The 11789-nt window shown below is 69.4% G+C and carries 8 protein-coding genes and 1 pseudogene; 4 read left to right on the top strand and 5 right to left on the bottom strand.

Annotated features, from left to right (window positions below; genetic code table 11):
- Nucleotides 1–29 precede the first annotated feature (29 nt).
- From I8J32_RS10670 to I8J32_RS10655, 4 genes are all read right to left on the bottom strand, one after another.
- Nucleotides 30–3200 carry an efflux RND transporter permease subunit gene (locus I8J32_RS10670; RefSeq protein ID WP_200611904.1) on the bottom strand — a complete coding sequence of 1057 codons (3171 nt, stop codon included), beginning with the start codon at nucleotides 3198–3200 and terminating at the stop codon, nucleotides 30–32.
- A 255-nt stretch (nucleotides 3201–3455) separates the two neighbouring features.
- The gene (locus I8J32_RS10665) at nucleotides 3456–4673 is read right to left on the bottom strand and encodes an efflux RND transporter periplasmic adaptor subunit (RefSeq protein WP_200611902.1); all 1218 of its coding nucleotides are present in this window, start codon (nucleotides 4671–4673) and stop codon (nucleotides 3456–3458) included.
- Nucleotides 4670–5617, bottom strand: coding sequence for an SDR family NAD(P)-dependent oxidoreductase (locus I8J32_RS10660; protein WP_200611900.1), 948 nt, complete (start codon nucleotides 5615–5617; stop codon nucleotides 4670–4672). Before I8J32_RS10660 ends, I8J32_RS10665 begins: the two co-directional genes overlap by 4 nt.
- Nucleotides 5614–5871, bottom strand: coding sequence for a hypothetical protein (locus I8J32_RS10655; protein WP_200611898.1), 258 nt, complete (start codon nucleotides 5869–5871; stop codon nucleotides 5614–5616). The genes I8J32_RS10660 and I8J32_RS10655 overlap by 4 nt, the downstream gene beginning before the upstream one ends.
- 159 nt (nucleotides 5872–6030) lie before the next feature.
- Between I8J32_RS10655 and I8J32_RS10650 the strand changes: the two genes are divergently transcribed.
- Nucleotides 6031–7068: a LysR family transcriptional regulator gene (locus I8J32_RS10650; protein ID WP_200611896.1), complete on the top strand. Its 1038-nt coding sequence runs from the start codon at nucleotides 6031–6033 to the stop codon at nucleotides 7066–7068.
- A 625-nt stretch (nucleotides 7069–7693) separates the two neighbouring features.
- On the opposite strand, the gene I8J32_RS10645 is transcribed toward I8J32_RS10650, so the two are convergent.
- Nucleotides 7694–8428 (bottom strand): AIM24 family protein, encoded by a 735-nt coding sequence (locus tag I8J32_RS10645; RefSeq protein WP_200611894.1) that lies wholly within the window; start codon nucleotides 8426–8428, stop codon nucleotides 7694–7696.
- A 242-nt stretch (nucleotides 8429–8670) separates the two neighbouring features.
- Between I8J32_RS10645 and pyrH the strand changes: the two genes are divergently transcribed.
- The 3 genes and pseudogenes from pyrH to frr all read left to right on the top strand — a co-directional run bounded on the left by pyrH (nucleotide 8671) and on the right by frr (nucleotide 11665).
- Complete coding sequence (pyrH, locus tag I8J32_RS10640) at nucleotides 8671–9402, top strand: UMP kinase (RefSeq protein WP_200611892.1); 732 nt, start codon at nucleotides 8671–8673, stop codon at nucleotides 9400–9402.
- Nucleotides 9403–9723: 321 nt separating this feature from the next.
- Entirely contained in the window at nucleotides 9724–10677 is a 954-nt protein-coding gene (locus I8J32_RS10635; RefSeq protein WP_200611890.1) for a cation diffusion facilitator family transporter, read from the top strand.
- A 429-nt stretch (nucleotides 10678–11106) separates the two neighbouring features.
- Nucleotides 11107–11665, top strand: a pseudogene (frr, locus tag I8J32_RS10630) (ribosome recycling factor).
- The last annotated feature ends 124 nt before the right edge of the window (nucleotides 11666–11789 follow it).

The following is an 11789-nucleotide window of genomic DNA, read 5'->3' as shown; positions in this document are numbered from 1 at the left end:
TCCAATCTGCCGGTTTCGCGCGCTCCCGCTTACAGGTGGGAGGACGCCGTCACCGGCTGCGCCTGCAGCGGGGCGGCGGCGCGGCGCGTGACCAGCTTGCGCAGCGCGACGTAGAACACCGGGGTGAGGAACAGGCCGAACAGCGTCACGCCGAGCATGCCGGCGAACACCGTGATGCCCGTCGCCGAACGCACCTCGGCGCCCGCGCCGTGGGCGAACACCAGCGGCACCGTGCCGGCGATGAAGGCGATGGACGTCATCACGATCGGACGCAGGCGCAGGCGGCAGGCCTCCAGTGCGGCCTCCACGATCCCGCGGCCCTGCAGTTCCAGCTCGCGGGCGAACTCGACGATCAGGATCGCGTTCTTGCACGCCAGCCCCATCAGCACCACCAGGCCGATCTGCACGAACACGTTGTTGTCGCCGCCGGTGAGCTGCACGCCGAGCAGGGCCGACAACATGCACATGGGCACGATCAGGATCACCGCCAGCGGCAGGGTCCAGCTCTCGTACAGCGCGGCCAGCACCAGGAAGGCGAGCAGGATGGCCAGCGGGAACACGATCAGCGCGGCCTTGCCCTGCGTGGCCTGCTGGTAGCTCAGGTCGGTCCACTCGATGTGCATGCCGTTGGGCAGGACCTTGCCGGCCATGTCAGTCAGCGTGGCCATGGCCTGTGCCGAGGACAGCACGCGCGGATCGGCTTCGCCTGCCAGGTCCGCCGCCGGATAGCCGTTGTAGCGCAGCACCGGATCGGGGCCGAAGGTCTGGGTGACCTTCACCATCGAGCCGATCGGCACCATCTCGCCGCGGTCGTTGCGGGTGCGCAGGTTGGCGATGTCCTCCACGCTGTCGCGGAAGCTGCCGTCGGCCTGGGCGATCACCTGCCAGGTCCGGCCGAACTGGTTGAAGTCGTTGACGTAGGCCGAGCCCAGGTAGGTCTGCAGCGTGTCGAACAGTTCGGTCAGCGGCACGCCCTGCGCCTTGGCCTTGACCCGGTCGACCTCCGCGTCCAGCTGCGGCACGTTGGCCTGGTAGCTGCTGATCGGGAAGCCCATGCCGGGTGTCTGCGCGACCGCGCCCTGCATGCCCTGCACCGCGTTCTGCAGCGCGCCATAACCCAGGTTGGAGCGGTCCTCGATGAACAGCTGGTAGCCGTTGCCGTTGCCGAGGCCGAGGATCGGCGGCGGCATCATCGCGAAGGTGAAGCCCTCCTGCAGGCCGGCGATCTTCTGGTTGATCTCGCCGACGATCTCCACCGCCGAACGGCCGCGTTCGTCGAACGGCTGCAGCGGGAAGAACACCACGCCGGTGTTGGGCGTGTTGGTGAACTGCAGCGCGTTGAGGCCGGGGAAGGCCACTGCGTGCGCCACGCCATCGGTCTGCATCGCGATGTCGGTAACCTTCTTCAGCAGCGCGTCGGTGCGGCCGATGGAGGAACCTTCCGGCAGCTTCACGCCCGCGATGAGATAGAGCTTGTCCTGGGTCGGGATGAAACCCGCCGGCACCCACTGGAACATCGCGCCGGTGGCCAGCAGCAGCACCGCGTACACGCCGAACACGGCGCCGCGCTTGCCCAGCGCGCGCGAGACGGCGCCCTGGTACTTCGTCGAGCTGCTCTTGAAGAAGCGGTTGAACGGCGCGAACACCCAGCCGAACAGGCGGTCGATCAGGCGCGAAGGCGCGTCCTTCGGGGCGCCGTGCGGCTTGAGCAGGCGCGCGGCCAGCGCGGGCGACAGCGTCAGCGAATTGATCGCGGAGATGACCGTGGAGATCGCGATGGTCACCGCGAACTGCTTGTAGAACTGCCCGGTCACGCCCGACAGGAACGCCATCGGCACGAACACCGCGCACAGCACCAGCGCGATGGCGATGATGGGGCCGGACACTTCCTTCATCGCCTGGTGGGCCGCCGCCAGCGGCGTCAGCCCTTCCTCGATGTTGCGCTCGACATTCTCCACCACCACGATCGCGTCGTCGACCACGATGCCGATCGCCAGCACCAGGCCGAACAGGCTCAGGGTGTTGATCGAGAAGCCCAGCAGGTACAGCGCGGCGAAGGTACCCACCACCGACACCGGCACCGCGATCAGCGGGATGATCGACGCGCGCCAGGTCTGCAGGAACAGGATCACCACCAGCACCACCAGCAGCACGGCTTCCAGCAGCGTGGTGACGACGGCCTTGATGGAGTCGCGCACGAAGATCGTCGTGTCGTAGACGGCCTCGTACTTGATGCCCTCGGGGAAGCGCGTGGACATCTCGTCCATCTGCGCGATCACCTGCTCCTGGATCTGCAGCGCATTGGCGCCCGGCGCCTGGAAGATGCCGATGCCCACCGCGTTCTTGCCGTCCAGCTGGGAACGCAGGGTGTAGTCCCCGGCGCCCAGCTCCAGCCGCGCCACGTCGGCCAGGCGCACGATTTCGCCGCCCTCGCCCGCCTTGAGCACGATGTCGCCGAACTCCTCCTGCGTGCGCAGGCGGCCCTGGGCGTTGATGAGGGTGAGGAAGTCGCTGCTGGGCAGGGGTTCGGCGCCCAGCTGGCCGGCGGAGACCTGCACGTTCTGTTCGCGCATGGCGCGCACGACGTCGCCGGCGGTCAGCCCGCGCGAGGCGATCTTGTCCGGGTCCAGCCAGGCGCGCATGGCGTAGTCGCCGCCGCCGAAGATCTGTGCATCGCCGACGCCGGGCAGCCGCGCCAGCGCATCCTTGACGTTCATGCGCGCGTAGTTGCGCAGGTACAGCGTGTCGTACTTGCCGCTGGGCGAGGTCAGGTGCACGACCATCAGGAAGGTCGGCGACTGCTTCTGCGTGGTCACGCCCTGCCGGCGCACGTCCTCGGGCAGGCGCGCCAGGGCCTGGCTGACCCGGTTCTGCACGCGCACGGCGGCGTCATCGGCATCGGTGCCCGGGCGGAAGGTGACCGTCATCTGCAGCACGCCGTCGGAACCGGCGACGGACTTGAGGTACATCATGTCCTCGACGCCGTTGATCGCCTCTTCCAGCGGAGTGGCCACCGTCTCGGCGATCACCTTCGGGTTCGCGCCGGGATACACGGTGCGCACGACGACCGAGGGCGGCACGACTTCCGGGTACTCGCTGATCGGCAGCATCGGGATCGCGATCAGGCCGGCGGCGAAGATCACGATCGACAGCACCGCGGCGAAGATCGGCCGGTCGATGAAGAATCTTGAAAAGTCCATGGGATGTCCTTGGGCCTGCGGGGCAGGCGTTTGACGCGATGGGCTGCCGGCCGGCCTGGCCGGCAGCGCGATTCATGAAACCCGGTCATGGAAGACCCGATGCAGGACCGCCCGGCCCTCCCCGCCAGGGGAGGGGGACGCATCGCGGGGCGCGCGGCGGGGAGGGCCGGCGGCCTGCAGGGGACCGGTCGGCGACGGCAACGGGATCAGTCCGCGCGCGGTCGCCTTCTTGCTGGAGCGCCTCTTGCCGCGCCCCTACTTGGCGCCCGCCACGGCGGGACCACCCGACGGTGCCGGAGCCCCCATCGCGATGGACTGGGGCGCGACCGGCATGCCGGGGAAGAACACCTTCTGCACGCCATGGACGATCACCTTGTCCGTCGGCGCCAGGCCCGACTCGATGACGCGCAGTCCGTCGATGCTGCGGCCCAGCACGACGTCCTTGCGCACCGCCGTGTTGCCCGGCCCGAGCACGTAGACGTACTTGCGGTCCTGGTCGGTGAGCACGGCCTTGTCGTCGACGAGCGCGGCCTTGAACTTGCCGCTGCCTTCCAGCTGCACGCGCGCGAACAATCCGGGCGTGAACACGCGGTCGGGATTGCGCAGCACCGCGCGGGCGCGGATGGTGCCGGTGTTCGGATCGACCTGGTTGTCGACGAAGTCCACCGTGCCTTCGTGCGGGTAGCCGTCCTCGCTGGCCAGCCCGACGCGCACCGCGTTGCGGGTGCCGGCGCGCTCGCCCTTGCGGGCCATCTCGGCGTAGCGCAGGAAACTACGTTCGTCGCTTTCGAAGTAGACGAACACCGGGTCCTGGGAAACCACCGTGGTGAGCAGCGTCGCGTCGGCCTGGGCCAGGTTGCCTTCGGTCATCAGCGCGCGCCCGGCGCGGCCGTTGATCGGCGAGCGCACCTGGGTGAACTGCAGGTCCAGCTGCGCCGCCGCGACCGCGGCCTGCGCGGCGCGCACGCCGGCGTCGCCCTGCGCGGAGGCCGCCTTGCGCGATTCGAACTCCTCGCGGGAGATCGCCTTGGCGTCGACGAGCATCTGTGCGCGGGCGCCCTGCGCCTGCGCCAGGCGCGCCTCGCTGCGGGCGCGTTCCAGTCCGGCCTGCGCGCTGTCGAGTGCGGCGCGGTAAGGGCGCGGGTCGATGACGAACAGCAGGTCGCCCTTGTGGACTTCCTGGCCCTCCGTGTACGCGACCTGGTGCACGTAGCCGCTGACGCGCGGCCGCAGTTCGACCGATTCCACCGCGGTGACGCGGCCGGTGAAATCGTCCCACTGGCTGACTTCGCGGGTCAGGACCGTGGCGACGCTGACCTGGGGCGGCGGCGGCATCGCCTGGCCGGGGGCGGCCTGGCTGCTGCACGCGGTGACGACGGCCGCCACCAGCACGGTGAGGGCCAGGCCAGCCAGTCCGCTGCGGGACAGCAGCGTGGGTGTGCCCGACCGGGCAAGTCGTTTGCTGGAGATCATGGGGAGGCTTCCTTGTGGGGGTCGGAGGTCAGAGCGTTGGAATGGGCATGGCAGGAGGGAGGCGCGTCGGGCACGGCGGCGGCGCCGGCCTGCTCGTCGCCGCCCGCGATGGAGGCCAGCAGCGTGCGCGTGTCCTCCAGCCAGCGTTCTGTCAGTAGGGCCGGGTTCCCGCCGGGGGTTTGCGCGAGGTCCGGAACGGGGACGCCGGCCGCGGCGTTCGCCACCGGTGCGGTCGTCGCCACGAACGTCGTCGCCACGAACGGCACCACCGCGCGCGGCCTCCCGCGCGCGCCGGCACCATCGACGAGCGCCAGCGCCTGGCGGCCGATCTCGCTGGCGGCGGGCCAGTGCGGACAGGCATCGCGACAATCGGTGCGCACCGGCGCTTCGACGCTGAGCAGCTGCACGCGCACGCCCAGCGGGCGGGCTTCGTCGTGCAGGGCGCTGACCAGCATGCGCAGCGCGGCGGCGGCAATCGAACGATGGCCGTAGCCGGCCCATGGACGATCGCTGCCGGGGCCGCCGACGACGACGTAACTGCCACCACGGTTGGCCTGCGCCAGCAGGGGGAGGAAGGCGCGGGCGGCGGCCAGGTGGGGGAACAGGTCGGTGTCCAGGCGGCAGCGCAGCGCCTGGCTGGACTGCTGCAGCAGGCCACCGCGGTTGGCGCAGGACGACACGGCCGCGATGACGCCGCCGATGGGCCGCCCGAGTGCGCGCACGGCCGTCGCCAGGCGCTCGGCGTCCTCGTCGGTCGCCACCGATCCGGCCAGCGTGGTGAGGTCCGCGCCGGCGTGGCGTTCGCCCAGGCGGGCCAGTTCGCCGGCCTTGCGGGCCACGGCAACGACCGGCCGCCCCGCCGCCACGGCGGCCTCGACCACGCCCTGGCCGACCGTGCCGGTGGCGCCCAGGACCAGCAGCGGGGAGCGGATTATCCCGATCACGGAACTTTTCCTCCCGCCATTGGGACGATACGGCCCCGGTGTTCATGGGCGCCCCACTGCCCGGCCCAACTAAGGACCGGCAGCGCCAGCGGCAGCGCGACCACGAATACCAGGGTCATGGCCACCATCAGGCCCTCCGGCACCCCGATCGACCAGGCCTGCCTCAGCAGCAGGAACGCCAGCCAGATCAAGGCAATTGCGCCTGATACCAGCAAGGGAACGAGCGTGAGGCGGGAGAGGCGGCGGCGGGTCACGGGAGGGGGCCTGCGGGGAAGTGGCGCTCAGACTAGGCCTGCCGATGGCACTTGATTAGCCGTTCATTAAGGGAATAATTGTCCCGGAAACGGTCCAATCCTCCCGCCCGCACTTTCCGGCGCCCATTTCCCCCGCGCCCCCGCATCCGGAGTTCCCCCATGACCCGCGATCTCAATGACACCCTGATCTTCGTCAAGGTGGTCGAACACGGCAGTTTCATCTCCGCCGCACGCGCGCTGCGCCTGCCCAAGACCACGGTCAGCCGCAAGGTGCAGGACTTGGAAACGCGCCTGGGCGCGCAGCTGCTGCATCGCACGACGCGCAAGCTGGGGCTCACCGAAGCCGGCAACATCTACTTCGAACATTGCCAGCGTATTTCGCGCGAACTGGACGAAGCCGAAAGCGCGGTCGGCCAGCTGCAGGGCGGCCCGCGCGGCTGGCTGCGCATCACGGCGCCCTATTCGATGGGCATCGAGCGCATCGCGCCCCTGCTGGGCGAATTCCACGCCCGCCATCCGGAAGTGCGCGTGGAGATGGTGCTGACCAACGAGCCGCTCGACCTGATCGACAAGGAGATCGATGTCGCCCTGCGCGTGGGCCACCTGCCCGACTCCAACCTGGTCGCGCGCCGGCTCGCCACGCTGCGCACGCAGGTGTTCGCCAGCGAGGAATACCTGCAGCGCCACGGCGAACCGCTGCACCCGGACGATCTGCAGCACCACCGCACGCTGGCCTTCAACAAGCAGCGGCGCAACGGCGGCTTCCTGTGGCCGCTCAACGACGGCGAGCGGGTGACGGAGTTCCGCGTCGATCCGGTCTTCGTCGCCAACGACCCGGCCGGCCTGCGCGGCGCGCTGCTGTGCGGCGAAGGCCTGATGCTGGCCAATGACGTGATGGTCAAGCCCTATGTGGAGCGCGGCATCATCCGCCGCGTGCTCCCCGGCTGGACCGGGCCGGAATACGAACTCAATGCGCTGTTCCCGCGCGGGCGCGTGCAGTCGCCCAAGATCCGCGCGTTCGTCGATTTCCTCGTCGAGCACCTGAACTTCGACGCCGACTACATGCAGCTGCATTGCCCCGGCAACAAGATGTGCCCGGAAGAAGCCGCGCTGCTGGCTGCGAAGGTCGCGCAGGAAGCGACGCAGGCCGCCGCCGAGGCGGCGCTGGAAGACAACGTAACGCCGGTGACGGTGTAGGCCGCCGGCAACAATTGCCGGACCTTTCCGACCGGTCCCGGCAGGTCACGGGCCGATCCGGACGTGCGGAAGGAGATGGCTGCATGTCTCCCGGGCGTTGCGGAAACGCTCGGGTGATTTGGCGGCCTATGACCGGAGATATCGCGGCATATGGCCCGACACTCTCCGGTACTCACCGGACATGTGCGGGCATGTGTCCGGACATATGGCGGCATATGTCCCGACACTCCCCGGAACTCACCGGACATATGCGGGCATGTGTCCGGACATATGGCGGCATATGTCCTGACACTCGCCGGGACTCACCGGACATATGCGGGCATGTGTCCGGACATATGGCGGCATATGTCCCGACACTCCCCGGTACTCACCGGACACATGCGGGCATGTGTCCGGACATATGGCGGCCTATGGCCCGACACTCGCCGGAACTCATCGGACACAGGCCACATGGCCGGGTATGGGGCCCGATATGGGCCGAAGGGTTTCCGGAACGCCGCCGCCCTTCCGACCCATCCGCCGGTCTGCCGATATCCCCGGAACGGTCACCCTCCCCCGCCAGCCATGGACAAACCCGGGAGCCCGGCGGCGACGCGCCAAACCGGGCTCCGCCGGCCGCCCGCCGTTACGAGGTCAGCGCGCCCAGCAGGCCGCCGCCGCCACCACCGTTCTGGCCGCTCTGGAAATAGATCTCCTCGTACGGCTGCACGACCACCCAGCCCTGCCCCGCGAACTTCAGCTGCACCGTCTCGCCCGAGCCGCGGCCGAACAGCGTGCCCAGCGAGATGTCGGTGACGATGTCGGGGCTCAGGTTGCCCGACCAGGCCACCGTGGCGTTGGGGTCGGTGAACACCGGCTGGTCCGGGGTCACGGCCAGGGTCAGCGGTTCGTAGTGCGAGGTGATCGCCACCACGCCGCTGCCGGCCAGGCGCATGTTGAACAGGCCGCCGGACACCATCCCGGACACCTTGCGCATCATCTTGATGTCGGCCTGGATGCCGTCCTCGTAGGCGAGCACGTCGTTGCCGTTGACGAAGATGGCCTCGCCGCCCAGGCGCAGCAGGGTGATCTTCTTGCCGGCGTCGGCGATGTAGACGCGGCCGTTGCCTTCCATCTTCATCATCTGGGTGCCTTCGCCGCTGACCGCCTTCTTCAGCAGGTTGCCCAGGCCCTGCTCGAGCATGCCCTGGCGGGTGAACTTGACCCCGCCCCGGTAGGCGACCATCGAGCCGGACTTGGCCCAGACGCGTCCGTTCAACTTCACTTCCAGCAGGTGCGAGCTTTCCAGTTCGAACACTTCGGCACTGACATCCTTCTGCCGGGATTGTTCGACGAACTCGCTGAGATTCCTGATTGCCACGTCCTTCTTCTCCATGGGGCCGATGGGGGGTGTTGGGGCTGATGGCCGGCCTGCGGCTGCGGCGGCGTTGCGATGATAGGCGGCGCGAGCCCGCCGGTGATGGTCCGGAAGGCACGTCCCCGCCACGACCCCGCGCGCCCTCGGCTACAATCCCGCTGATGACCGCGGGTGCCGTGCCCCGCGTCGAGCCGCACCCGTCCGTCCGCAGCCGCCCCGCCGGCGCGCCACCAGAAGAGGCCTCCATGTCCCAGCTCGCCTATCGCCGTGTCCTGCTCAAGTTGTCCGGCGAGGCGTTGATGGGGAGCGAGGACTACGGCATCGACCCGGCCGTGCTCAACCGCCTGGCCCGCGAGGTGATCGAGGCCCAGCACGCCGGCGCGGAGATCGCCCTGGTGATCGGCGGCGGCAACATCTTCCGCGGCGCGGGCCTGGCCGCCGGCGGGATGGACCGCGTCACCGGCGACCAGATGGGCATGCTGGCCACGGTGATCAACGCGCTGGCCATGCAGGACGCGCTGGAGAAGCTGGGCGCCAAGTGCCGGGTGATGAGCGCGATCAAGATCAACGACGTGTGCGAGGACTACATCCGCCGCCGCGCCGTGCGCCACATGGAAAAGGGCCGCCTGGCGATCTTCGCCGCCGGCACGGGCAACCCCTTCTTCACCACCGACTCGGGCGCCGCGCTGCGGGCCATCGAGATCGGCGCCGACCTGCTGCTGAAGGCGACCAAGGTCGACGGCGTGTACGACAAGGATCCGCAGCGCCACCAGGATGCGGTCCGCTTCGACAAGCTTACCTACGACGAGGTCATCGCGCGCAACCTGCAGGTGATGGACACCGCCGCCTTCGCCCTGTGCCGCGACAGCGACCTGCCCCTGCGCATCTTCGACATGGGCCAGCCCGGCGTGCTGCTGCGCGTGCTGCGCGGCGAGAACATCGGCACGCTGGTCCAGGGACGCAACCCGGGGCTGTAGGGCGGGTCTTGACCCGCCGCCGGAGTTCCGTCGCCCCCTCGCCACGCGCGATGGCGGGTTGAAACCCGCCCTATTTCCGGCGTGCGCAATTGCGCGCCCCATCGCGGCGCCATAGGGCGGGTCTTGACCCGCCGCCCGAGTTCCGTCGCCTCTTCGCCGCGCGCGATGACGGGTTGAAACCCGCCCTATTGCCGCCGCCGGAGTTGCGTCACCTCTTCGCCGCGCGCGATGGCGGGTTGAAACCCGCCCTATTGCAGGGCGATGGCGGGTTGAAACCCGTCCCATGGGACGGCACCGGCGCGACGTGGCACGATCGCGGGCATGGGTCACCATCACCACGATCATTCGGGCCATCACTCGGGCCACCACGCGCACGACGCACCGGGCGCGCACCACCACGGCGCGGGCAGCACCCGCGCCTTCGCCGCGATCACGCTGATCAACCTGGCCTACACGGTGCTGGAGGCCGGCTACGGCTTCGCCACCAACTCGCTGGCCCTGTTGTCCGACGCCCTGCACAACCTGGGCGACGTCCTGGGCCTGGCGCTGGCTTGGGGCGCGGCGGTCATCGCGCGGCGGCCGCCCACCACGCGCCACACCTACGGCTGGCGGCGGGCCACCCTGCTCTCCCCGCTGGCCAACGCCCTGCTGCTGGTCGCCTTCTCCGGCGCGCTGGGGTGGGAGGCCATCCGCCGTTTCAGCGCCCCGCCCGAGATCCCGGGCCTGCCGGTGATCATCGTGGCCGCCATCGGCATCGCGGTGAACCTGGGCGCGGCCTGGCTGGTGCGCGACGGGCACGACGACCTGAACAAGCGCGGCGCCTTCCTGCACCTGATGGCCGACGCGGCGGTGTCGCTGGCCGCCGTGGTGGCCGGCGCCGGCATGTGGTGGCTGGGCTGGTCTTGGCTGGATCCGGCCACGGCGGTGCTGATCGGCGCGGTGGTGGCGGTGGGCGCGTTCGGCCTGCTGCGCGAGAGCTTCAACGCCGCGATGGACGCCGTCCCGCGCGGCATCGACCAGGCGCAGGTGGAGCAGTACCTGGCCGTGCAGCCCGGGGTCGGCGCGGTCCACCACCTGCACATCTGGTCGCTGGGCGCCGGCGAGATCGCCATGACCGCGCACCTGGTGCGTCCGGATGACAGCGACCACGATGCCTTCATCGACCGCATCAACCGCGAGCTCGACGAGCGCTTCGGCATCAACCACCCGACCATCCAGGTGGAACGCGGCACAGGGTGCGAACACGACCGGCATGATCGGGCGCCGCATTACTAGGCGGGTCGACAGGTTGAGGGTGCAGCGGTGGGTTGGGGCGTCGGCAATTCCACGCGAGGCGGCAGTCGACAGCGACGCTGGAAATTCGGCGGGTTCGCGCCAAAGGCCCCACGTCCCTTGGATCCCCGCCTTCGCGGGGGTGACGAACTGGAAGGACTTCGAGGCGTTGCTCGACGATGCTCGGCGTCGACCACCCCATGGATCGAGAGCGAGTCCATCCGGCAATCCATCATCCCGCAGTCCATCTTCCCGCGGCCCTCAATCTCATTGCTCGTCATCCCCGCGAAGGCGGGGATCCATGGACGTTCGCGCCTGCCGCGCGTTCCGGCGTCCAACCCGCCCGGTCGTGCCCCCCCGGCCCGGCCCGCCCCGCGCCCCAGCCCCGCCCCCGCTATAATCCGCCGCCTACGAATCAGGACGGAGCCGGCGATGCTCAATGAAATCAAGAAAGACGCGCAGACCCGCATGGCCAAGAGCGTCGAATCCCTGCGTCACGACCTGGTGAAGGTCCGCACCGGCCGGGCCTCCAGCGCGCTGGTGGATACGCTGAAGGTCAATTACTACGGCTCCGACATGCCCCTGAGCCAGGTCGCCAGCGTCGCCGTCTCCGATGCGCGCACGCTCACGATCACCCCGTGGGAGAAGCAGATGGTCGCCGCGGTCGAGAAGGCCATCCTGGGCCTCCGACCTGGGCCTGACCCCGAATACCGCCGGCACCGTGATCCGCCTGAACATGCCCGCCCTCACCGAGGAGCGCCGCAAGGAACTGTCCAAGCACGTGCACGGCGAGGGCGAGGATTCCAAGGTCGCCATCCGCAACATCCGCCGCGATGCCAACCACCAGGTCAAGGAACTCCTCAAGGAGAAGAAGGTGACCGAGGACGAGGCCAGCCGCTGCGAGCAGGACATCCAGAAGATCACCGACAGCGCGATCAAGGACGTCGATGAAGTGGTCAAGGCCAAGGAACAGGAACTGATGGCGGTCTGACCGGCAGGGACCGGCATGCAATCCCCGCAGCGCGAAGTGGCGATGTCCGCAGGCGCCGCCCGCGGCGGGTTGCGCGCGTGCTTTGCCGCAGCGCCCAGCCCGGTCCCCGCGCGGTCTTCCGCCC

The organism is Lysobacter solisilvae (assembly GCF_016613535.2).
Taxonomy (GTDB): domain Bacteria; phylum Pseudomonadota; class Gammaproteobacteria; order Xanthomonadales; family Xanthomonadaceae; genus Agrilutibacter; species Agrilutibacter solisilvae.
The sequence above is the reverse complement of the archived record's forward strand: the minus strand, read 5'-3'. Positions and strand labels throughout refer to the sequence as shown.

Coding starts and splice junctions, on each gene's coding strand:
- I8J32_RS10670 (WP_200611904.1), bottom strand. CDS start 3,200: ATGGACTTTTCAAGATTCTTCATCGACCGGCCGATCTTCGCCGCGGTG.
- I8J32_RS10665 (WP_200611902.1), bottom strand. CDS start 4,673: ATGATCTCCAGCAAACGACTTGCCCGGTCGGGCACACCCACGCTGCTG.
- I8J32_RS10650 (WP_200611896.1), top strand. CDS start 6,031: ATGACCCGCGATCTCAATGACACCCTGATCTTCGTCAAGGTGGTCGAA.
- pyrH (WP_200611892.1), top strand. CDS start 8,671: ATGTCCCAGCTCGCCTATCGCCGTGTCCTGCTCAAGTTGTCCGGCGAG.
- I8J32_RS10635 (WP_200611890.1), top strand. CDS start 9,724: ATGGGTCACCATCACCACGATCATTCGGGCCATCACTCGGGCCACCAC.